Source organism: Planococcus salinus, assembly GCF_003719725.1.
In the GTDB taxonomy this organism is placed as follows: Bacteria; Bacillota; Bacilli; order Bacillales_A; family Planococcaceae; genus Planococcus; species Planococcus salinus.
The window spans coordinates 97,572-118,816 of record NZ_RIAX01000010.1 but is presented as its reverse complement, the minus strand read 5'-3'; the positions used below and the strand labels follow the sequence as shown (position 1 = coordinate 118,816).

General features: G+C 46.8%; 21 protein-coding genes and 1 pseudogene. 17 read left to right on the top strand and 5 right to left on the bottom strand.

Features of this window, described 5'->3' with window-relative positions:
* Window positions 1–102 precede the first annotated feature (102 nt).
* From EEX84_RS13240 to EEX84_RS13230, 3 genes are all read left to right on the top strand, one after another.
* Window positions 103–864, top strand: coding sequence for a hypothetical protein (locus tag EEX84_RS13240; RefSeq protein WP_123166125.1), 762 nt, complete (start codon window positions 103–105; stop codon window positions 862–864).
* A 158-nt stretch (window positions 865–1,022) separates the two neighbouring features.
* Window positions 1,023–1,385 (top strand): hypothetical protein, encoded by a 363-nt coding sequence (locus tag EEX84_RS13235; RefSeq protein WP_123166124.1) that lies wholly within the window; start codon window positions 1,023–1,025, stop codon window positions 1,383–1,385.
* A gap of 71 nt (window positions 1,386–1,456) precedes the next feature.
* The gene (locus EEX84_RS13230; protein WP_123166123.1) at window positions 1,457–2,275 is read left to right on the top strand and encodes an STAS domain-containing protein; all 819 of its coding nucleotides are present in this window, start codon (window positions 1,457–1,459) and stop codon (window positions 2,273–2,275) included.
* A 75-nt stretch (window positions 2,276–2,350) separates the two neighbouring features.
* Here the strand turns inward: EEX84_RS13230 and EEX84_RS13225 are convergent, their stop codons facing one another.
* Window positions 2,351–4,780 carry a bifunctional diguanylate cyclase/phosphodiesterase gene (locus tag EEX84_RS13225; RefSeq protein WP_123166122.1) on the bottom strand — a complete coding sequence of 810 codons (2,430 nt, stop codon included), beginning with the start codon at window positions 4,778–4,780 and terminating at the stop codon, window positions 2,351–2,353.
* Between the two features lie 706 nt (window positions 4,781–5,486).
* Between EEX84_RS13225 and EEX84_RS13220 the strand changes: the two genes are divergently transcribed.
* The gene (locus EEX84_RS13220) at window positions 5,487–6,896 is read left to right on the top strand and encodes an ankyrin repeat domain-containing protein (protein WP_123166121.1); all 1,410 of its coding nucleotides are present in this window, start codon (window positions 5,487–5,489) and stop codon (window positions 6,894–6,896) included.
* 91 nt (window positions 6,897–6,987) lie between these two features.
* Here EEX84_RS13220 and EEX84_RS13215 read toward each other — a convergent pair whose 3' ends face one another.
* Complete coding sequence (locus tag EEX84_RS13215; RefSeq protein ID WP_240033989.1) at window positions 6,988–9,300, bottom strand: putative bifunctional diguanylate cyclase/phosphodiesterase; 2,313 nt, start codon at window positions 9,298–9,300, stop codon at window positions 6,988–6,990.
* A 582-nt stretch (window positions 9,301–9,882) separates the two neighbouring features.
* On the opposite strand from EEX84_RS13215, the gene fliW reads away from it, so the two are divergent.
* The 8 genes and pseudogenes from fliW (at window position 9,883) to EEX84_RS13175 (ending at window position 15,523) form a co-directional block, all read left to right on the top strand.
* Window positions 9,883–10,326: a flagellar assembly protein FliW gene (gene fliW / locus EEX84_RS13210; RefSeq protein ID WP_123166148.1), complete on the top strand. Its 444-nt coding sequence runs from the start codon at window positions 9,883–9,885 to the stop codon at window positions 10,324–10,326.
* A 3-nt stretch (window positions 10,327–10,329) separates the two neighbouring features.
* On the top strand, window positions 10,330–10,551 hold the full coding sequence (gene csrA, locus EEX84_RS13205; protein WP_123166120.1) for a carbon storage regulator CsrA: 222 nt from the start codon (window positions 10,330–10,332) through the stop codon (window positions 10,549–10,551).
* A 275-nt stretch (window positions 10,552–10,826) separates the two neighbouring features.
* Window positions 10,827–12,107, top strand: a complete 1,281-nt coding sequence (locus tag EEX84_RS16750; RefSeq protein ID WP_123166119.1) for a flagellin N-terminal helical domain-containing protein — start codon at window positions 10,827–10,829, stop codon at window positions 12,105–12,107.
* Between the two features lie 344 nt (window positions 12,108–12,451).
* Window positions 12,452–12,565 (top strand): annotated as a pseudogene (locus EEX84_RS13195) (flagellin); the annotation flags it as partial.
* A 63-nt stretch (window positions 12,566–12,628) separates the two neighbouring features.
* On the top strand, window positions 12,629–13,282 hold the full coding sequence (locus EEX84_RS13190) for a DUF2971 domain-containing protein (RefSeq protein ID WP_123166118.1): 654 nt from the start codon (window positions 12,629–12,631) through the stop codon (window positions 13,280–13,282).
* Window positions 13,283–13,347: 65 nt separating this feature from the next.
* Entirely contained in the window at window positions 13,348–13,524 is a 177-nt protein-coding gene (locus EEX84_RS13185) for a YjfB family protein (RefSeq protein WP_123166117.1), read from the top strand.
* Between the two features lie 405 nt (window positions 13,525–13,929).
* A complete protein-coding gene (locus tag EEX84_RS13180) occupies window positions 13,930–14,244 on the top strand; it encodes a flagellin N-terminal helical domain-containing protein (RefSeq protein ID WP_240033988.1) in 315 nt (104 codons plus the stop codon).
* Entirely contained in the window at window positions 14,189–15,523 is a 1,335-nt protein-coding gene (locus EEX84_RS13175; protein WP_240033987.1) for a flagellin, read from the top strand. Before EEX84_RS13180 ends, EEX84_RS13175 begins: the two co-directional genes overlap by 56 nt.
* Window positions 15,524–15,754: 231 nt before the next feature.
* On the opposite strand, the gene EEX84_RS13170 is transcribed toward EEX84_RS13175, so the two are convergent.
* The 3 genes from EEX84_RS13170 to EEX84_RS16785 all read right to left on the bottom strand — a co-directional run bounded on the left by EEX84_RS13170 (window position 15,755) and on the right by EEX84_RS16785 (window position 16,836).
* The gene (locus tag EEX84_RS13170; protein WP_123166116.1) at window positions 15,755–16,060 is read right to left on the bottom strand and encodes a cytotoxin; all 306 of its coding nucleotides are present in this window, start codon (window positions 16,058–16,060) and stop codon (window positions 15,755–15,757) included.
* A 157-nt stretch (window positions 16,061–16,217) separates the two neighbouring features.
* Window positions 16,218–16,529 (bottom strand): helix-turn-helix transcriptional regulator, encoded by a 312-nt coding sequence (locus EEX84_RS13165; protein WP_123166115.1) that lies wholly within the window; start codon window positions 16,527–16,529, stop codon window positions 16,218–16,220.
* Between the two features lies 1 nt (window position 16,530).
* Complete coding sequence (locus tag EEX84_RS16785) at window positions 16,531–16,836, bottom strand: type II toxin-antitoxin system RelE/ParE family toxin (RefSeq protein ID WP_123166146.1); 306 nt, start codon at window positions 16,834–16,836, stop codon at window positions 16,531–16,533.
* Between the two features lie 588 nt (window positions 16,837–17,424).
* Here EEX84_RS16785 and EEX84_RS13155 point away from each other — a divergent pair.
* The 5 genes from EEX84_RS13155 to fliS all read left to right on the top strand — a co-directional run bounded on the left by EEX84_RS13155 (window position 17,425) and on the right by fliS (window position 21,022).
* Window positions 17,425–18,138 (top strand): glucosaminidase domain-containing protein, encoded by a 714-nt coding sequence (locus tag EEX84_RS13155; RefSeq protein ID WP_123166114.1) that lies wholly within the window; start codon window positions 17,425–17,427, stop codon window positions 18,136–18,138.
* 178 nt (window positions 18,139–18,316) lie between these two features.
* Complete coding sequence (gene flaG / locus EEX84_RS13150) at window positions 18,317–18,667, top strand: flagellar protein FlaG (RefSeq protein ID WP_123166113.1); 351 nt, start codon at window positions 18,317–18,319, stop codon at window positions 18,665–18,667.
* A 28-nt stretch (window positions 18,668–18,695) separates the two neighbouring features.
* Complete coding sequence (gene fliD, locus EEX84_RS13145; protein ID WP_123166112.1) at window positions 18,696–20,240, top strand: flagellar filament capping protein FliD; 1,545 nt, start codon at window positions 18,696–18,698, stop codon at window positions 20,238–20,240.
* Window positions 20,241–20,630, top strand: coding sequence for a flagellar protein FliT (gene fliT / locus EEX84_RS13140; RefSeq protein WP_123166111.1), 390 nt, complete (start codon window positions 20,241–20,243; stop codon window positions 20,628–20,630).
* A gap of 17 nt (window positions 20,631–20,647) precedes the next feature.
* A complete protein-coding gene (fliS, locus tag EEX84_RS13135) occupies window positions 20,648–21,022 on the top strand; it encodes a flagellar export chaperone FliS (protein WP_123166110.1) in 375 nt (124 codons plus the stop codon).
* Window positions 21,023–21,245: the final 223 nt, after the last annotated feature.

Below are 21,245 nucleotides of genomic sequence, written 5' to 3'. Positions count from 1 at the left end.
GCTAAAAAAGCTGAATCCACACGGGTTCGGCTTTTTTCATTTCAAATGCAGACAACCACGAACCATTTTTCATATAATCAAAGAAAAGGGAGGTGGTCCGCCATGAAAGCGCCGGAGAGCTTGTTAGTGGTTTGGAGGCAGTTTGATGATTTTCCGATGGAGACGTTGACGAAAGCGTGGATTTTTGCGCAAGGAGGTACAAAAAAGCAGCGCGATGTCGAGACGATGAAATGCCACCGGCAACGTTACGGCATTACGGGGAATTGTTTTGACCTGGCGATTTGGCTGCTCGACGCGTTTAAGGAAGCAGGAGTGGAAGCCTATCCGATCGGAGACGATTTGGGAACAGAAGATGCGCATGCCGCGGTCGTGGCGGTGGATGAAAAAGGCCGGCGCTTTTTATGCGACCTGGGCGACCAGTGGCTGCAGCCAATTTTAATCGATGGCCATGATGAAGCCTACACCGTTGCTGAACTGGCAGGTTTTTTTCCGGCGGCCACTGTTCAGGTCAAAACGACAGGAACAGCTGTTGAAGTGCTGTATCACCGGCCGAACGGCAAAACGTCGCAGCAATGGTATTCCGCAGAACCGGTCAGTATGACAGCTTTTCTGGAAGCAGCTGAGTTTTCACAGCGCCATGTCTATCCGAAAGCGTTGGTCGAAGTCCGTCTGCCGTATAAAGACGAAATCGCTCACTGGGAATTCGAGCATTGGGAAAGTTTTTTGAGCACCAGTGACGGGCTGTTTCCAGACCCACCGCTGGGCACTCTGGCGGAATGGGTCGAGCGGCTCCATGAAAAAACCGGCTTTGACCGCCGATTTTTGAAAGAAAGCCTGAATCTTTACAAAGAAATGAATCAGTGACCGCTTTTTATGGTAAAATAATTGTAATAATTTTGCTCTATTAGGTTATTAAATTCCATTTTTCCGTTAAGATTTCCTGTCATTTTCCGATATAAAAGAAAGTGCGAAAACCAAAAAATAACGCAGGACGACAAATAATGATCAGATAGGAGAAACTCATGCACAAGATGGACGAAGTGGAAACAGCAAAGTTTAACGACAACAAGCTGGCGGAACTGGCGGAAACGCTGGAAGGCGCTGACCGGCAGGTGGTCCGGGAAGCGCTCAGTGAAATTCTGCAGCTGCGCGAACAGGAACAAAAACTGCAGCAGGAGCTTCAGGAACAAAAGCGCCACCTGAAGGAAGCCGTCGCTTTCCTCAGCAACTGGGCAGAAGGGTTTGACAGCATCATCCAGAACCCGGTCAACCTGAAAAACGAAGACCTGCTGCAAACCCGCTACCATGCCCTGCGGGAATCGGCCAAGAACCTGGTCGCCAGCAGCCGCCTGAAAGTAAAAAACATCATGCGTCACCACGAATAAAGAGACTGCAACACGTCAGCTGCGCGGTAAGTTATAATAGAGGAATCAGTAAAGAAAAGGTGTGTATGCCGATGGGTTCGTTTGAACGTTTTTCCCAGTACATAACTGAAAACACAGAAGCACTGGCCAATGAAGTAGTGGAAAAAGTCCTTGCTGCGCTGCAGTTGGATATTCCCGAGCAGGAAGAAGGGCAGGCGATTGCGATGTATATCGGCTTGCTGGAGTTCTTCGCCGACTCATTGAAGGAAGGCGGCTGTGAAGCCGTGCCGGAAGCATTGATTGAGTGGAGCAAGAAAAATGCTGAAGTCCAGGTGGCGACAGACGGCCGCATTTCAGAAATCGTGAGGCGCTATCCGCCGACGCGCGAAGTGTTCAATGACCTGTTCACTGCCATCAGCCTGGAACTTGATTTATCGCTGAAGGATCATGCGTTCCTGATGAAGCGCATCAATGCCATCCTCGACATCAGCCTGAACGAAACATTTTTCGCGTTTGAGCGCCTGTCCGAGAAAATTCAGGCAGAAACGGAAAATGAGCTCGTCAAATTATCGGCACCGATTGTGCCGGTCAAAGACGATATCGTCATTCTGCCGTTAATCGGCTTTATCGACAGCGATCGCCTCGAACACATCAAAGGCAGCGTCATCCCGAAAATCGCCGAGAAAAGAGTCGACCATGTCATTACCGACTTCTCCGGCATCATGACCATCGATATGCAGACCGCTGAAGCCATGCATCAGATCGGCAGTATGCTGCGTGTCATGGGCATCCATCTTGTCGTCGCCGGGCTGCGTCCGGATCTGGTCCAGGCCATTGTCAGCAGCGGCATCGACATGTCGCGAACTGAAGCATATGCAACGGTCAAGCAGGCATTGGAAAGCATCCGCTGAGTCTTACAATTGCAGTCCAAACAAAACCCCTTCGCCTTTTTTTCCATCGGGAAAAAGGTGAAGGGGTTTTTAAATTCAGACAGGCGCTTCGGCATCAACCGGAAGCCGGTACAGTCTTTCGATGTCTGCCGGAAGCAGCGGTTTATTGAAGTAATAGCCCTGTGCCTGGTCGCAGTGGCGCTGCCGTAAGAATGCCAGCTGTTCATCGGTTTCGACGCCTTCGGCAATGACGTTCAATTCCAGATTATGCGCCATGCGGATGATGGTATCTACAAGTGCGGCGTCTTTTGTATCCGCCTGGATGTTGCGTGTGAAGTATTGATCGATTTTCAATGTATCGATCGGAAACAGCTTCAAATAACTCAATGAGGAATAGCCTGTGCCAAAATCGTCAATCGACAGATGAAGCCCCATCGACTTCAATTCTTTCATGGCCGTGACGGCACTGCTGGCTCCCTGGATGATGCTTTCGGTCAATTCCAGTTCCAGGTATTTGGGGTCAAGCCCCGATTGGTCCAATGCCTGTGACACCGTCGCTGCCAGGTTGCTCTGCGAGAACTGGCGGGCAGAGATGTTGACGGCGACACGGAACGGCGGCAGCCCTGCATCCTGCCAGGCTTTGTTCTGTCGGCACGCGGTGTGCAGGACATACTCACCCAACTGGACGATAATGCCGGTTTCTTCGGCAACCGGGATAAAATCGGCCGGGGACACGATGCCCCATTCCGGATGCTCCCATCGGATCAATGCTTCCACACCGATGATTCTTTCAGTTTTGATGTCAATCTGCGGCTGATACTGAAGAAAGAATTCGCCTTGCTCCAACCCTTTGCGTAAACCCGTTGCGAGCCTCGATTTTCTGGAGACGCTGTCGTTCATTTCCTGTTTGAAAAATTGGAAGCTGTTTTTCCCTTCTTCTTTGACGCGGTACATCGCCATGTCGGCGTGCTTTATCAACGAATCCTGATCGTTGCCGTCCGCCGGGTACATGCTGATGCCGATGGAAGGGGTGATAAAGACCTCTTCTCCGTCAATATGGAACGGTTCACTCAATTGATCCAAGATAAGCTTTGCCTGTGTTGCCGCTTTTTCATAATCGGTGCCCGGCAGCAGCAGGATGAATTCGTCTCCGCCCAGGCGGGAAACAGTATCCGTATCCGTCGTGATGAGCTGCAGCTGTTTGGTGACTTCCACCAGCAGCAAATCACCGATGGCGTGGCCGAACGTGTCGTTGACCAGCTTGAAATAATCCAGGTCAATCGACAGCAGCGAAAAATGCGCATCGTTTTCTTTGGACTGCCGCAGCGCGGAAGCCAGGCGGTCATTGAACAGGTGGCGGTTCGGCAGCCCTGTCAATGAGTCCAGGTACACCAGGTTGCTGATTTCTTTTTCGGTGGCCTTGCGCTCGGTGATGTCGCGGATAATGCTGCTGAAGAAAATCCCTTTGTTGGTTTCCCAGGCGCCCAGTGACATATCAAACGGAAACTCGGTGCCGTCTTTGCGAAGCCCTGTCAGCTCGACGGTTTTTCCGATGACACGCGGCTTTTTCGTCTCAAGATAGCGCGCCATGCCCTGCCGGTGAGCGGTCTTGAATTGATCCGGTACAATCAGATCCAGATTCAGTCCGAGCACTTCTTCTTTCGCATAGCCGAAAATCGTCTGCGCTCCTTGATTCCACTGCAAAATGTTGCCATTGCTGTCGGAGACGATAATGGCGTCGTTCGCCGATTCGATGACCGACTGGAATTTCCGTTCGGATTCGGCTGTTCTTGCACTGATCTTCTGATCGACGCGGACGTTCACCGATGCCAGGATCAGAATCATCAGCATGCTGATTCCGATGGCATATGCCAGTATCGGGCTGCTGATGGATGCGTGACCGGCATGCGGATGGGCGGCATCAGGCGAGAACATCGCAGCGGCCATGCCGGTATAATGCATCCCGACAACGGCCCCAGCCATGATGACGGCAGCCGCCACCTTCTGCCAATGAAAACGGGACATCTGCTGGACCGAAAACAGCAGGTAAAGGGCAATGAGCGACGTGGCATAGGCGATGATGACAGACAGCACCCACAGAAAAGGATCATACGTAATGGAGGCTGGCATCTGCATCGCTTCCATGCCGAAGTAATGCATCGAAATGATGCCTGTGCCGATAAACAAGGCGGCGATGACCAGCCGGAGGCGGTTGGGAGACGGCTTGCTGATGGTGTAAAAAGCGATGCCGCACGCCAGCAGGGCCGGGATGATCGAAATGATGACCATTGATATGTCATAGGTAACTTCCATGTCAAGCTGAAACGCCAGCATGGCGATAAAATGCATCGCCCATGTGCCGAGTCCCAGCACAATGGCACCCGAGCCAATCCAGCGGAAGCGGCGGATTCCTTCGGAGTCGGCAAGACGCGTACTGATGTCCAGTGCCACAAGAGAGGTAAACACGGCTACGAAGATGGAGAGGAGAATCAGTGAAAAATCATAAGAAAACGTTACGGTTTCCATTGGCTGCCAACTCTTTCTATCGGTAATATAAATTGAACTTAATACTCTTTACTTGTTGATATTCCGCAAAACAGCTCCGCGAAAACCCAGTGCTCCTGCATCGCTGCGCTGCTTCGTCGCAAATACAGGGCCGAAGGAAGTTCGGCCCATGTATTTCCTGCGGGCTTGCGCTGAACTAACTCGGGCTAACGCCCGAGTGGATTTCAGCACTTCGCTATCCCGCTGGAGTCTCCGCTGTTTTACTCCATATCTTTATGGAAGACTCCATATTTTTAATTCAACTTGTAGAGGTTAAAATCAGTGTGTTGAGAGGTCGGTAATGAGTATGTGTAGGTAATGATTTGAAAGTTGAAAGAATAACTGTTATTTCTTTATACAATACCCCCATTGTGTAAATAGAATAGCACGAAAAAGGTCTTATTACATCGTTTTTTAGTAAATTTTTGTATATTTTTTGTAAATTAACATTCAAATGGAAGCTGAAGCCAGCGGTCCGGTTAGCGTGTGCAAAAACTTACCGGAGAGGAACAGACCCAAGAAACGGTACAGACGTCTTTTTTCTTGTAAATTTCCAACAATACGGTTCAAGAAAAGAATGCTGTTGCCGATATAGGAAGTAAAGTCTGTTGCTTTTGCATCTGGATTGTTGATGGAAGAAGCATTGGCAAAAGGACAGTTATGAAAAACAGATAAAAGGGGACAGCCGATGGGAATTTTCAAGAAGTTTAATGCAGGGGTGGTGGCGGGGTGTGTAATCATGCTCGCCGGCTGCGACATTGAAATCAATATCAATTCAAGCAAGGAAGCGGAAGAAAAAGAAAATGCTGGGCAAGAAATGGAAAGCGCCAAACCGCAGAAAGCTTCGCTGGAACAGGAAATCAGCATCAACGGAATCGGGCTTTATGACTCTGTCGAATCAGTTGAAGACGAGTTTGGCATACCGAGTGACGAAATGGAAGAGGCGGGAAGCTACAGCTATGAATACCAGGGGCTCGGCATTTCGTTCGGTTTTGACAAAGAAACCGATGAAGTAAACGCCATCATGGTGGAAAGCGGCATTGCCAAGACGGGAAAAGGAGTCATGCTGGCGGATGAGTATGATGAAGTGATCAAACGGTATTCCGCGTTCAATGTGGAGGCATTTAACAACAGGTCCGTCGTTGTGCATGATGATCGCCACTTCCTGGCTTTTAATTTTGACCAGGACAGTGAAGTCGTACTGTTCTCCCTTATGGATACAAAATTCTACGAAAAGGAAACGGGCATGTCACTGGATGACTTTATCGGTGAGATGGAGCGGATTTCCAGGAGCCCGGTGATGGGCGTTGGCCAGGAAACCGTGGAGTATGAACAGGAACAGCCGGAGAAATTTTACGAAGTGGCCGAAGAAGAGCAGGAATGGGAAGCCCCAGAAGAGCAAGTGACGGAACTCGCAAGCTCCGCTGACACCACTGTCAGCTATGCTACAGAAGTCGAGGAAATGCATCTGTATGCGGCGCTGATCGACGGCAAACCGTCCAGAGCGCTGGAATTGCTGGATGACTACCAATACGATTTGAACTACCTGTTCAGTCCGTCGGGACACCCGTCGCCTTACTTCCAGACGACGTTTCTCCATGCGGCGGCAGAGTACAGCACATTGGAAGTGGTGCAAGAAATGGTGGAGCAGGGAGCCGATCCGGACACGCTGAACCCCGACGGCTACCCGGTGCTGTTCACTGCGATTCGCAACAACAAAACCGACATTGCGGAACATTTACTGGACTGGGGAGCTGATCCGGGCTATGTGGGCTACGACACATCCGAGAGAAGCATGTCCAACAGCGCTACGCCATTGATGCTGGCGGCAGAGCGGGGAAATGTGCCGCTGATTGAAGACCTGGTTTACCGGGGCGTGGATGTCGACCAGCAGAATGAAGTAGGTGAAACCGCCTTAATGTTCGCTGTCTATCATGATCGATTGAACGCCGCCCAGACGTTGGTGGCTTTTGGAGCGGATACACAAGTAAGAGACAATACGCATGCCCATACGATTTTTGATATCCCGGCTGACGAGTGGGGGCTTAGTGGGGAAATGGTGGAATGGCTGGGTTCTTTGGGTAGCGAGTTGAATTAAGCTTTCTGCTGTTTACTATTTATTCAGCAGCGACAGAAAAAGACGAGCCGCGTAGATGAATACGCGGCTCGTCTTTTGTATACTTGATTTTTTATTTTTGCAAAATGGCTTTCTGCTGAACGAAATCTCCAAGGAGGGGGATTTCGTCCTGGTCGCCCTTAAGTGCGGCTTCCTTCAGTATGGATTCGAAATCATTGGGGGCCACCGGTTTATAGAAAAGGTAGCCTTGGCCGACAAGACAGCCGTTTTCCCGCAGGATCTGCCGTTGGCTTTCAGTTTCGATGCCTTCAGCCACCACTTTGAGATTTAAATTTTGGCTCAAATCGATAATCGTTTTGACGATGGAATACTGGCCGGTTTTTTCCAGTTCGTCCATGAATGATTTATCGATCTTTATGGTGTCGATCGGCAGATTTGGAAGGATGGACAGGGAGGAATAGCCGGTCCCGAAGTCGTCAATGGACGTTTTGACTCCTTCTTTCATAAGGCTGTCCAGGATGTCCCTGCTTTCTTTGATGTCCTGCATCATGCTTTCGGTAATTTCGAGTTCCAGAAATTGAGCGTCCAATTGAGATGTCTGCAACGCTTTCTGGACGGTTTCCAGAAACTCGCCATGCTGGAATTGGAGGACAGAGACGTTGACAGAAACACATAGAGGAGGATACCCCTGTTCCTGCCATTGCTTATTTTGCCGGCAGGCTTCGTTTAGAACCCATTCCCCAATCGGGATGATCTGTCTCGTCTCTTCCGCAATGGGGATGAACTCCAACGGCGAGATCCAGCCAAGCTGAGGATGGTTCCAGCGCAGCAAGGCTTCCATTCCCACCACTTTCTTGCTCTGCAGATCCACTTTCGGCTGGTAGACAAGCGATAATTGCTCGTTCGAAATGGCCGTCTTCAAGTCGTTCTCAATTTGCAGTTTCCGCATCATCACCTTGTCCAGCTCAGCGTTGTAAAAGCTGAAGCTGTTTTTGCCGTTTTCCTTTGAAAGATACATGGCCGCATCGGCGTTTTTCATCAATTCTTCGCTGGTTATACCATGTGCCGGAAAAATACTGATGCCGATGCTTGGCGTGATGTTGATCTCATGGTCTTCCGAAAACATCGGTGGCTGAAACGCTGTTAAAATATTTTCTGCCAATGCCACACATTTGGCTTCTGTTGCACGGGCGAGGACAATGGTGAATTCGTCTCCTCCGATTCGGAAAAGCAACGCATCCGCCGTTAGCGATTTTTTCAGCCGCTCCGCTGTTTTCACTAATACTTCATCGCCGACGTGATGGCCAAGTGTATCGTTCACTAATTTGAAGCGGTCCAGATCGATTAACAAAAGAGCAACTTTACCATCCCGGCTGTTCTCTAAAACCGTTTCTATTTTTTCGATGAAACTCCCGCGGTTGTTCAAGCCTGTCAGTGGATCGTGGTAGGCCAGGTGCCTGAATTGATTGGTCAACTTCCTGTTTTTATAGAGTATTTGGAATTGGCGTCCCAGTACGATGAAAAAAGCTACGAGCAACCCGACGCTGAGGATGTTGAAATCCCAGTTGTAGCTATCAATGACCAGAAACAACAGAAGAAGAATGCTGGTATAAGGGATAAGGACGTCTTTGTTTCCGAGTGGATTCGGGACTCCCAACTTCGCTTCGTTCTTGTGATCGATCGCATAAAAACCGGTAATGCCGATAAAGAAAATGGCAAGCACCCAAAAAAGATCAACGATGTTACCAGGCTGGTAAGTTTCCGTATAAGCAAAATAAGAGTAAAGAAAGTCAGCTGCTACCTGACAGGAAAACCCCGTAACACAAAACAGCATGTACTTTTCTGCTTTGTTGTTCTGAATCAGGTAATACAGCACCGTGATGATGAACAAAATCGTTAAATCCACGATGGGGTAGATGACGGTGATGATCGTCACCAGCCAGGAATTTTCGGCCATGACCAGCACGGGATTAATGAGAAAGTGAAGAATGACGGTAGTGACCGTAATCATGACAATCACAATATTGAACGTATGCGGGTTGTCGTAAATAGAAGCGCTTACTTTTCTGGTTTTGACGAATAAGGCGGACATAAAGAACAAATAGGCGCACAACCAGGCGATGTAGGAATTCTCTTCATACACAACCGTTCCTTCCCTGATCTGTGCGTAGAGCCACAGCAAGTTGGAACTCAAGTAAATGGCAAGGCCGATGCTCAGCAGCAGCCAAAAAGCTTTTTCATGGCGCTTCTCATGTCGGTAAGCCTGAATCAGCCACACAAGGCTGATTATGCCCACCGCAATCTGAAGCACGATGACCCCGATCGATACCAGCCAGTCATTTCCTTTGAACAGCCACGCCCAACTGTAAAATATGCCGACGATCAATACAAAGCCCAATATGAGTACGTGTTTACGCTTAAACAAAGGTCATTCCCCCTGGTGTTGGTTGTTTCTTTATTTTTCTTTCTGTATAAGTTGATTTAATTATCTTCACTTGCCGATATTCCGCAAAACAGCTCCGCTTTCCTGCGGGCTTGCGCTGAACTAACTCGGGCTAGTCGCCCGAGTGGATTTCAGCACTTCGCTATCCCGCGGGAGTCTCCGCTGTTTTGCTCCATATCTTCATGGAATAGTTAATAGTTTAAAACCAACTTATGTAACTTCACCATGTTTCTGTAGTAATTAAAAAGATTACGGTTTGTGATAAACGCTGTAACATCCGACAATTATTATCATTAATATCCATTAAGTTAGTCTATTATACCTTTATATCGTTTGAATATATAGTCTTATTTTCTGTTATTTTTTGAATTTGAAATGAGTAGAATAAGAGAACGAAGGAAGATTGAATTGCTGAGCTTCGATGGAATAAATTATAGAAACGGATTGTTAATAAATGGCTTTTCCTATATCTTTATCTTTAGCGGCATTTACTGCGTATTTGAAAAGAACCATTCCGAACTGAATGCTGGAAAAACCAATTGTCACCATCGAAAGGAGCCGATCATGAACATCCAAACAAGCCAATTTGGCGAAATTGAAATAGCCGACGACCGCGTGCTGTCGTTCGCAAAAGGAATCCCGGGCTTTGAAGATATGAAAGAATACGTCCTGCTGCCGGCAGATGAAGAAGGCGAATCGCCGTTCTTTTTCCTGCAGTCGATCGAATCGGCGGAACTCAGCTTTTTCCTGGTCGATCCGTTTTCATTCTTCAAGGATTACGACATCAAACTGGAAGAGCAGCTGGTGGAGCGGCTCGAACTCGAAGAGCCGACAGACGCCATCGTCCTGACCACCGTCTCCGTCACAGGGGAGATGAAAGACGCCACCACCAACCTGAAAGCACCGATCATCATCAACAACACCAAAAAGCTTGGCATGCAAATCGTCCTGGACAACAAAACCTACCAGATCAAACAGCCCCTGTTCCAAGCTGCAAGGCAGGTGTAGCAGATGTTAGTACTGGGAAGAAAAAAAGGTGAATCCATCGTCATCGACGACGACATTGAAATCACCGTGACCGCGGTCGACGGGGACATGGTGAAGCTGGGCATCAACGCGCCGAAGCATATCACCATTCATAGGAAAGAAGTGTATTTGGAGATTCAGGAAGAGAACAAGCAAGCGACGTCGAATGTGATTGATATTGGGGATTTTTTGAGGATGAGGAAGTGAGGGAGGGAGTCTGCAGGGATGCAGGCTTTTTTCGTATTTCTCGCGCTGCGGAGTTAGACCCCCCTCGCGCCCCGGTGTCAGACTCAATTGTTCCTCAAATTGTGTCTGACGCGGGGGCGCAAAAACAAAACCGCTGCAAAAACAAATAATCTCTAGAAATATTTTCAAAAAAGCTAAACATTTTCAAAACACCTCCGATATAAAGAGTGTAAGGCAGTCCAAACGGATTTGGGCGCTTGCAAAATACAAAAAACATTACACGGAGGTAATACACAATGATTATCAATCACAACATCGCAGCACTTAACACGCACCGCCAAATGGGCAGTGCACAAAGCGCACAAATGAACAGCATGGAGAAATTGTCTTCTGGTCTTCGCATTAACAGCGCGAAAGATGATGCAGCGGGTCTTTCAATTTCTGAAAAAATGCGTGGACAGATTCGCGGGTTGGAGCAGGCTTCAAGCAATGCTCAAGATGGAATCTCTTTGATGCAAACAGCTGAAGGAGCGTTGAATGAAACACATTCAATCCTTCAACGTATGCGTGAATTGTCTGTTCAATCTTCCAATGGCACAGGTACTGAAGAAGACCGAAAAGCAATTCAAAGTGAAATTAGTCAACTTACGTCTGAAATTGATAGAATTGGCAATGCAACAGAATTCAATTCGAAAAAATTGCTAAACGGCTCACAAAATCAACAATCAACTTTGTCTGCAGCTGCTACAGGAATTAAGGGCGCTGAAGTAATAAATCCTATGGCAGAAGGTACTTATAAAATAAATGTATCTGCAGCCACAGAGGTAGCTACCGATATCGTAGCGGGCGGGACAGGCATCGATCAAGAAACCGAATTAACTGTAGTGTCAGATGGAACTAAAGTTGATGTAGGTTCTAAATTCACTATTAAAGTAGAAGGAGGGTCAACCTCCGATTATAAAGTGACTTTGTTGGATGAAGATGGAAACACTTTTGGTGCTGTCGCTGACGACGACGATAACAGTGGAACAATTACTTTTACTAGCGGCTCAGAAAGCATCGAAATTGGTGCTGGAATCATTTCTGGTCAAGGTACTGCAACATTCACTGTTGGAGAAAAGGTAAGCGCCGAAATATTGGACAGTAACAATAACAGTGTTGCAAGCGTTACTAATGAAGTTACTACAGACGGAAAATTAGATGTAGGTGGAATTAGATTAAGTGCAGATCAATCTTTAGCAGTAGATACTAATGGCACTGATACTGTAGAGGTTGATGGAGAAGCTATTAAATTCCAAATTGGCGCAAACGAAACCCAAACTACGACTTTAGCAATTAGAGATATGAGATCTCAGGCTTTGGGTGTATCTTCAATTGATCTATCTTCTAGAACTGGTGCAGAAGAAGCTATTACTGCAATTGATTCTGCTATCAAATCAGTTTCAGAAGAGCGTTCTAAACTAGGTGCTATGCAAAACCGTTTAGATCACACTATCAACAACTTGAACACATCAGCTGAAAACCTAACAGCAGCGGAATCAAGAATCCGCGACGTTGATTATACCGAAGCAGCATAAGCGAGCAGAGGTACAGTCGTCCTGACCGGTAACAGTCAGAGATTACGATCGGGTGAATTGCTGGAAACCCCTGATAGCTTTTATTGCCACAACGCAGCTGGAAACGGCAGACGTGACGGCTCTGAAAAAATAAAAGATTGGGCAATCAGCAGCCAAGCTCCTGTCTCGAAAGAGTGGAGAAGGTTCAACGACTAGGATAGACCATCTAAGGCGAGAGCTACGATGATGAAATCCGTAGGTGACACAGTGTCCATCAGCACTGATTGATCCGAAGTGCCCGGCCCCTACTAATACTAGAGGGTGAAGATATAGTCTAGTCATTTATGAAAGTAAATGTTCGCACGATGGCGAAAGAAATGATGAACCAAACGAAGAACTCGATTCTTGCACAAGCATCACAAGCGATGTTGGCGCAAGCCAACCAGGCGCCTCAGCAAGTTCTTCAATTGCTGCGTTAATATTAAAAATGTAAAAGGAGCCTGATATTGGGCTCCTTTTTTTAGCGATTTAGGAGGGTTTATGTGGCTTATCAAATGAGACAGTGGATGGAAACATATAGAAATCGTACTGATTTAACCAACCTATTATCACATTTAACTAAAGCAGAGGGGAACCTAAGTGCGACTGATGTACTAATAAAAATATTAAACGAAAAAGAACTTACTGGAAGTTCAAAAGGTTACATAATGGGGAACCATAAAGTTGTTTGTTTCCAAAACATCCCACTCCATTCAGTTGCTGAAAACGCAATATTGCACTATGAAGAAGCTGAAAAGACTTTCTCTCAAAAACTGAGATATTATCCGTGCGGGTTAGCTTTTCCAAAGGCAGCACTGTACCAATTGGTTGATGAAGAGGGAAGAATTATACCAGAAAGAGGAGTACGTCCAGTAATCTATGAAAAAAAAGAGTTGGCAAAGTCTTTATTACCAGAGGAACATTATTGGAGAATTGTTAATTTTGAGTTGAACGGCTACATAAATGAAGAAAAAGGCATGATAGATTGGACTCATGAAAGAGAGTGGAGACTGTGGGGTAATCTAAACTTTTACTATCAAATAACAACTGTTTTATTAAAAGACGCGGAGCAGTACAGGGAATTTATAAATAAAATTGATAAAAACATTCTAGCTCAATTGGCTGGAATAGTGGTTTTAGATAATCTTCTATATTAATGTATTAGCAATTAATGTATTAGCATTTCGTACAATTAGAAAAGGTAAATGAGAGGAGGGATTCAATGGATATCGCAGCCTTATCAATGGCACTCAGCCAAATGAACGTCCGGCAAGAAGCGAGCGTTTCGGTGATGAAGAAATCGATGGATCAGGCGGAGACGAATGGGGACAGTGTTGTTAAGATGCTGGAGCAGTCTGTTCAGCCGCATCTTGGTGGGTCGGTTGATTTGAAAGGGTAAGCTGGACTTAAACTGAAAGACAAAAAGCCATGGGATTATCCGTGGCTAAAATCGCTCCCTGTGCTGAAAACAATTCGGTTTATACATAATAAATACATGCCAAAACGCCGTGTCCAGGAACCCCAAAGGTTTCCGGCCACGGCGTTCGTATGTTTATCAGAAAAAGGAAATAGTCATAAAAGTGTCCAACACAGGGGCAATTTGGGAACTGCTGGCAGTAGAACGTCAAACATGCTTTCACAGGCCTAAAATTATCGCCTGAAAGTTAACTTTTTCTGGAAAATGACGATATAATGAGCAGAGAGTACCGGGTACATGGACTTACCCACTAACCATAAACGATTTTCAATCACTGATTCAATTAAAGATTTCCAGTGATTCATCAAGCATCAGGAGGCACAGAACATGATTGTTCGGCATAATATCGCTGCATTGAAGGTTCAGCGGAATTTAAATGAAAATAACCAGAATGCGGCAAGAAGCAGTGAAAAGCTGGCGAGTGGCTTGCGTATTGACCGGGCAGCGGACGAAGCGGCCGGTCTGTCGATTTCGGAGAAAATGAGAGCGCAGATTCGCGGGTTGGAACAGGCGCAGCGCAATATCCAGGACGGCATTTCTCTGACCAGTACAGCCGACGGGGGGGCTGTCTGGCATTCAAGAGCAGTTGCAGCGGGCAAGAGAACTGGCGGTTCAAGCTGCAAATGGTACGTTATCTTCTGAAGAGCGAGGAGCAATTCAAAAGGAAATTGAACAGATCAAACGAGGAATTGATGACATCGCCAATAACACGGATTTTAACGGAGTAAAACTGTTAAATGGGACAATGCCGGCTGGCTATACTAGAGGTACGTCTGGTGCTGTTGCTCCTGGTGGTTTTGGCAATGCACTAGCTCTGAACGTGGCATCGAATGGTGAATTGGATTTAAGAACAAATGAAGGTTACCCTGCTACGGGAAATGATGATGGTAAAATTCTGATATATGGCGGAGGCAGCACTTCTACGCCTTCTTTGTTGATTGGAAATGCCGCACATAATCTAAAAGAGAATGTATCGCAAAATACAGTGGAAGAAAACGGTGTCTTCAGAACTGTTTCCACTATAAACGACATTCACGTCACCCAAACCGTAAAAGTGGTGGATGACAAGTATGAATTTAAATACACGATAGAAAATAACAGTGCAGAAGACCAGGAGATCGGTTTTTATTTCCACATGGATACGATGCTGGGCACTGATGACTACGCTCCGTTTGTAGTGAATGACCATCCTGTTCTGAACGAAGAAGCTTTTATTGGAAGCAATCTCCCCGAAACATTCAATGTTTATAACAATAATGGAAATCCTGATATAAAGGCTGGTGGAGTGATAAAAGGAGCAGCGATTATTGAAGAACCTGCAGAACTGAGAATAGGGCAATACGGTGATGTTGCCGATGCCGCTGGATGGATCGATGATGGTAGTCCGGTTGGCGATAGTGGTTATGCGTTATTATGGTCAAACCGTACGGTAGCTGCCGGCGGTTCATTTAAAGTAAACACATTCTATGGACTGGACGTTCCGCCGACAATCGCGAACCCGTCAGAAGGGATAATTGAAGAAGGACCTTACGATATCCTTTTGCAGGTGGGAGCAAACAGCGGAGATCAGTTTAAGGTTCGGCTATCAGATGTGCGGACAACTAAGCTGGAAGTCGACGATATTGAAATCGATCCGTTCGCCCGCGCGATGGAAGCATTGGAGAAACTGGATAAAGCCATTCAAAAAGTATCGTCTGAACGCTCAAAATATGGAGCTTATCATAATGCATTGGATCATACTTACTCAAACGTGGAAAGCAGTGCGATTAACCTGACTTCAGCCGAATCCAGAATCCGTGATACGGATATGGCAAAAGAAGTTATGAACCATGCCAAGGCTTCTCTTCTTTCCGAAGCCTCACAAGCGATTCTGGCGCAGGCAAATCAGGTGCCTCAACGCGTTTTGGAGTTGCTTAAGTAAGAAGTAGTAACGGGCCCTGTGTCAATCACAATTTGAGGAACAATTGTGTTTGACACAGGGCCCTCGCGGTGAGGTGCTTCGACTGTTATTACTGAGATAATAGGTTGGATTGTGGCTTCATTTCTCTTTGTTGATGGGTCTAACAGTTGGCTGCCTACCAGGCACCGTCCGAATGAGAACGATAGAAGAATAAAAAGAAAAAAGCAGAGACAAATGCGTCCCTGCTTTTTCTTATGGGTTATTTAAGGTAATGTCGTGATCGCCTACGTTTCGGAAAATGATCTGGTCCGGATTATCGAATTCAAATGTGATTCTGACATCCATTGTCGGTGAAGCTTTCATAATCGATTTCTTACCAGTGCCTTGCATCTTTTTAACACGAAGACCGTCAGAATATGGCTTGCCATTCGCCAGAGTAGTAATAGCAGAATCTACTGCCGCTTGGTGAGCAGGTGATAATTTTTTATATGCACATTTAAACCTGGTAAAATTGCTCCCTGTGTTGAAAACAATTTGAGTTATCCATAATAAATACATGCCAAGAACGCCGTGTCCAGGAATCCCAAAGGTTTCCGAAAACGGCGTTCGCATGTTTATCAGAAAAAGGAAATAGTCATAAAAATGTCCAACACAGGGGCGATTTAGGAGCTGCTGGTAATCAAACTAAGTCGGTCAAGCGGAACCGTCATGTCTCCTATTTATTCGCCATCAGGTCATCTTGCTCAATCTCAATCTTCAGCCGCGCTCCAGTTTGGGTCTTAGCCAATATTCTCTGCAGCTTCTCCACTGTGATGTTCTGTGAACCATTTTCCAGACGGGAGATGAGCGGTTGGGCTACTCCTACTAAGTCGGCAAACTGTTGTTGGGTCAAGCCAAGCTGTAGCCTCAAGGTGATCAATTCTTTTCTTAACTGAAAATTCATTTGTTCTTCGGGATCATTCCATACCTTCTCGAAGTTTTTGTCCGTTGCCGCTCGTTGTTTTGCGTAGCGTTCTACGAAATCCATTTCATTCACCCTTTCTTTTTATCCAGTCCTCACGAATTCGAACAGCCCGCTGAAGTTCGTTTGTCGGTGTCTTTTGAGATTTCTTCGTAAAACCATGGGTAAGGAGTAAAATGGTTCCTTTCCATGTAAAGAAAAAGATTCGGTATATATTGCTACCATGCTTTACTCTCAGCTCATAAATTTTTTCGCGCTTAAAATAATCGATGTGGGGGTGGCCCCATCTAGGTCCAAACCGTTGTAGCAGTTGAATGTCTCTTAATATTTTATCGGTATCTTTTGCAGGAAGAGAGTCTAAAAAATTATCTATCGGAGAAAGTCCATCTTCTGTTTCGTATGCTTTTGTAGACTAATTTAAATTATCCATAATTAAATATACCTCATAAGTTATATTTCCTTTTATTATAAGCAACTAACCCTCTCTTGTCCAAAATCCATTTCTTCAATTCTTTTCTCCCTCGATTATGGGAACTTATAATCTGAGCCTTATCAGAAAAATGATATACTTGTATTAACAGAAAACGAAGACGAAGAAAAGTTCGAGTTGACGGATACGATGGAATTCCACTTTGTAGCGGACCCTGTGTCAGTCACAATTTGAGGAGCAATTGAGTCTGACACCGTGGCGCGAAGTGACGTAGTCTGACGCCAACCTGTTCCTTTAAGAGTTAAAAGGAATTTATAACACTCCAAGCGCCGGCGCGTCTATGGGGTAGGCGAAGCAAGAAGACAAGCGTTCTTTGCTTGGCTTCTTGCGGGAGCCATCCCCTAAGCGTCCGAAGCGTTTATAGAAAACAACCCCCAATATAATTTTTTTCCCACAATTATCCTATTCTTTTTTCCTCTCCCATCCTGTACACTAAATTCAAAACATTTCACATAAGGATGTGCACTTCTATTGACGAGTCCGATTTCTTCGAATTGGTTTTATTATACGACGATGGCTTCGCTTGCCAAGGCGATGCCTGCTGTTACTGCCACTGATTCTTCTGCCTCTGCTCCTGCCGGCCAAGAGGAGGACGTGAGTTCGTTGTTTTCGATGCTGTTGAATTCAATGCTGCAGGGGTTTGATGCGCCGGGTGCGGCACCGGCTGTAGCGCAGGAGACGCAAGCGTTCGCTCCGCTGATGAATGCGCCGGTGCCTGTGAATCTTCAGCAGGCCGCCGGTAAAGAAACGCCGGCTGGTTCGACGGACAAAGCCGATTTGAATTTCAAACCGGTGCAGTTTATGAAGCTGGAGAATACGCTTGACGGCAAGCTGAGCGGCAGCGCCGTGCATTTTATCAATGCCGGGAAAAAGTATGATATCGATCCGAATCTGCTGTCGGCGATTGCCATCCATGAGACGGGCAACGGTTCATCGAGGGCCGCCAATGAGAAAAATAATGTAGCGGGCATGATGGGCAAGAACGGCCTCCGGAGCTATGGTTCTGTTGAAGAAAGCATTTTTGATATGGCGCGCAACCTGCGCCAGAATTATTTGGACCAGGGCAAGACGACGGTCGCTGAAATCGGCGCGAAATATGCCCCGGTCGGCGCGGCAAATGATCCGACCGGCCTGAACAACCACTGGACGACCGGCGTCAGCCGCCAATTGAATAATCTTGTGTGAATAAAATCGATTCCAGCGAATCGGTTTTATTTTTTTGCGGAGATTATTTTATAAAAACGCTAAAAATTTCTCATGTTGTGCCGATATATAGTTGTAGTAAGAGCGGTTGACCGGACGGTGAAGATTCTTCCCCACCTTCATCCGCTGTTCATCAGGATGAAACAAGGGGAGAAGCGCCATGGAAGTGAAACAGACGCCCGTCATTCATTTTTCGAAAACGAGTGAAGTGCAGGCAGTGGAACCGGTGAAAATGCCGATTGCTGCAGAGGCTAGGAAGACGGAAGCCGCCGCTCAAGAACAGGTCACGAAAGAAGTGCTTGAACACAAAGTGGACGGCATGAACGACTTTTTGGAGCCGACGTCCACGGCGGTGAAATTTCAACTGCACGAGGAACTGAACGAATATTATATTCAAGTGGTGGATACCAAGACCGATGAAGTGCTGAAAGAAATCCCCAACCGGAAATTCCTCGACATGTATGCGTCGATGACCGAGCTGATGGGAATGATTGTAGATGAAAAACTGTAACAGACGAAACAAGATCGGAGTGAGATAGATGCGTGTGGGCGGATTGGCATCCGGTATAGATACCGATTCCTTAGTGAAAGAAATGATGGCGGCACAGAAGCTGCCGATGGATAAATTGACGCAGCAGAAAACCTGGACGGAATGGCAAAAAGACTCGTACCGTGACGTCAATCTGTCGCTGACCAGCCTGCGGACGATGGCGAGCGACTTGCGTCTCCAAAGTACATTCAACTCCTATACGGCAACAGCAACAGGGACATCAGAAACTCCAGGTAAAGTAAGCGTCGAGACTACCGCGAATGCAGTGAGCGGTTCGTATAATGTCAATGTCGGGAGCCTTGCGAGTGGGGCGAAAATGCATTCGGCACATACGATAAAAACAGTCAGTGATTCAAGTAAATCAGCTAAATCGAGTGATGTAATCGGAGTTGCAGGCAGCATAACCATCAAAGGCAGTGGAGCAACTGCTGAAGATGTCAATGTGGCTATCTTAGCAACCGACACTTATGAACAAGTGGCGAAAAAAGTCCAAGACGCGACAGCCGAAGCAGAGCCGAAACTGCGGATGAGTTTCGATAATACGACTTCCCGATTCTTCATTTCCACAAAAGGAATGGGCACAGATCAGAACTTCGATTTGACGTTCAGTGATGCAGCATTGGCAAAGCAAGTCATAAACCAACCTGATCCTAATAATGCCGGCTCATTTTTAACTACATTTTCTACAGAAAATGCAGCTGATGAAAATTTTATGACAGCCGCCGCCAATGGCTCGGTAACTTTTGAAGGAATCGAAGTCACAGATTTAACGTCCAATAAAACAACCATCAATGGGTTGACTATAAACCTAATGGAAGCAGGTAACGCCACGATCACGGTCCAAGCAGATCCAACAAATACGTTCGATAAGATCAAGAGCTTTGTCGACAAGTACAACGAAACAATTGCGGATATTGAGAAGCAGCTGGTCGAAAAGCGCTACCCAAGTTTTCAGCCTTTGTCGGACGAGCAGAAAAAGGATATGACCGATAACGAAATCGAGCTGTGGGAAGAAAAAGCGCGCAGCGGGTTGCTGCGCAATGATCCGATTCTGAAAAACGCCATCCAGCAGCTGCGCCGTTCTTTCACCGATGAAGTGGAAGGCATACCGGACGGCAATATCCAATTATTGTCGCAGATCGGCATTGATACCGGCAGCTGGTCGGAAGGCGGAAAACTGTTCATCAAGGAAGATGAATTGAAAGCGGCATTGGCCAATCAGCCTGATGAAGTGATGGCGCTGTTCACCAACCGCGTCGGAGACGAAAACGTCGGCGTCGGCGGCCGCGTGTATGAAAGCTTGAACGTGGCACTGAAAAGCTTGGGCGAAAAGGCGGGGAGCCCCACCAGTTTAGTGGACAACAGCCAGATCACCAAGCGCATCCGTCAGATGGACGAAGAAATCAGCAGGTGGCAGGACCGTCTCGTGCGCATCGAAGACCGTTACTGGAAACAGTTCACGGCGATGGAAAAAGCCATCAGCCAGATGAACTCGCAAAGCGCGTGGATTTCACAGAGTCTGGGGATGATGTAGATGGAACAGCAGCATGATTTGTTGCAGCAGCTTCTGGAACTGACCGAAGCCATCCTGGAAAAAGCGCAGACAATCGGTTCGAAAATGGAAGACAACCAAGTGGAAGATCTGGTGGAACTGCAGCTTTACTTCGACAAAAGGCAGGAAGTCATCGACCGGCTGGAAGCGTCAAGAAACGAATCGGCATTCGACTGGTCGCCGGAAGGCCAGGAGAAAATAACGCAACTGCAGGCGAGTGAACAGCAGCTGATTCCACTGATGACACAACTCCACCAGGCATTCGCGGGCCAGATGAACCGCATCAACCAAACCAAGCAATTGTCCAAAAAATACAGAGGCGCCTACCAAAGCGCACCGTCAGACGGCACGTTTTTTGACAGACGGAAGTAAAAAAGAGGGGGATCCACATGGTAACGATGAATCCATACCAGAAGTACCAGCAAAATTCAGTCATGACCGCTTCGCCGCAGGAACTGACATTGATGCTCTACAACGGCAGCCTGAAATTCATGAAACTGGCGAAAAAAGCGATGGCCGAAAAGAATTTCCAGGACAAAAACATCAACTTGATCAAAGCGCAGAACATCACACAGGAGCTGCGCGTCACGCTGAACCCGGATGTTGAAGTTTCGAAAAACATGGAGCCTTTGTACGAATACATCTACAACCGCCTGATCGAAGCCAACACCCAAAACGACGCAGCCATCCTCGAAGAAGCCGAAGGCCTGATGACCGAACTGCGCGACACCTGGAAACAAGTCATGGAACTGGCGAAAAAATAATTTTCTCGCACTTGTATGTAATGTATCTGTAAGTTGAACAAAAGAACTATCATAAACCTAATTTATTCCTACTGCATTGAGCGCCGGCGCGTCCACGGGCTGGGCGGAGCTGTGAGACGGGTGTTCTTCCCGGCTCATGGCGAAAGCCTTGCCCAAAGCGACCGAAGCAGTGGTGAGAGTGGGTTCTTTGCTCAACTTATCTAGTACAATACCTGGAAATACT

Excerpts from the sequence above, each read along its gene's own strand:
- fliS (WP_123166110.1), top strand. The coding sequence starts at position 20,648 with ATGGTAACGATGAATCCATACCAGAAGTACCAGCAAAATTCAGTCATG.
- EEX84_RS13180 (WP_240033988.1), top strand. The coding sequence starts at position 13,930 with ATGATTGTTCGGCATAATATCGCTGCATTGAAGGTTCAGCGGAATTTA.
- EEX84_RS13165 (WP_123166115.1), bottom strand. The coding sequence starts at position 16,529 with ATGGATTTCGTAGAACGCTACGCAAAACAACGAGCGGCAACGGACAAA.
- fliT (WP_123166111.1), top strand. The coding sequence starts at position 20,241 with ATGGAACAGCAGCATGATTTGTTGCAGCAGCTTCTGGAACTGACCGAA.
- EEX84_RS13235 (WP_123166124.1), top strand. The coding sequence starts at position 1,023 with ATGCACAAGATGGACGAAGTGGAAACAGCAAAGTTTAACGACAACAAG.
- flaG (WP_123166113.1), top strand. The coding sequence starts at position 18,317 with ATGGAAGTGAAACAGACGCCCGTCATTCATTTTTCGAAAACGAGTGAA.
- csrA (WP_123166120.1), top strand. The coding sequence starts at position 10,330 with ATGTTAGTACTGGGAAGAAAAAAAGGTGAATCCATCGTCATCGACGAC.
- EEX84_RS13240 (WP_123166125.1), top strand. The coding sequence starts at position 103 with ATGAAAGCGCCGGAGAGCTTGTTAGTGGTTTGGAGGCAGTTTGATGAT.
- EEX84_RS13170 (WP_123166116.1), bottom strand. The coding sequence starts at position 16,060 with ATGTATTTATTATGGATAACTCAAATTGTTTTCAACACAGGGAGCAAT.
- EEX84_RS16750 (WP_123166119.1), top strand. The coding sequence starts at position 10,827 with ATGATTATCAATCACAACATCGCAGCACTTAACACGCACCGCCAAATG.
- fliW (WP_123166148.1), top strand. The coding sequence starts at position 9,883 with ATGAACATCCAAACAAGCCAATTTGGCGAAATTGAAATAGCCGACGAC.
- EEX84_RS13230 (WP_123166123.1), top strand. The coding sequence starts at position 1,457 with ATGGGTTCGTTTGAACGTTTTTCCCAGTACATAACTGAAAACACAGAA.
- EEX84_RS13185 (WP_123166117.1), top strand. The coding sequence starts at position 13,348 with ATGGATATCGCAGCCTTATCAATGGCACTCAGCCAAATGAACGTCCGG.
- fliD (WP_123166112.1), top strand. The coding sequence starts at position 18,696 with ATGCGTGTGGGCGGATTGGCATCCGGTATAGATACCGATTCCTTAGTG.
- EEX84_RS13220 (WP_123166121.1), top strand. The coding sequence starts at position 5,487 with ATGGGAATTTTCAAGAAGTTTAATGCAGGGGTGGTGGCGGGGTGTGTA.
- EEX84_RS13225 (WP_123166122.1), bottom strand. The coding sequence starts at position 4,780 with ATGGAAACCGTAACGTTTTCTTATGATTTTTCACTGATTCTCCTCTCC.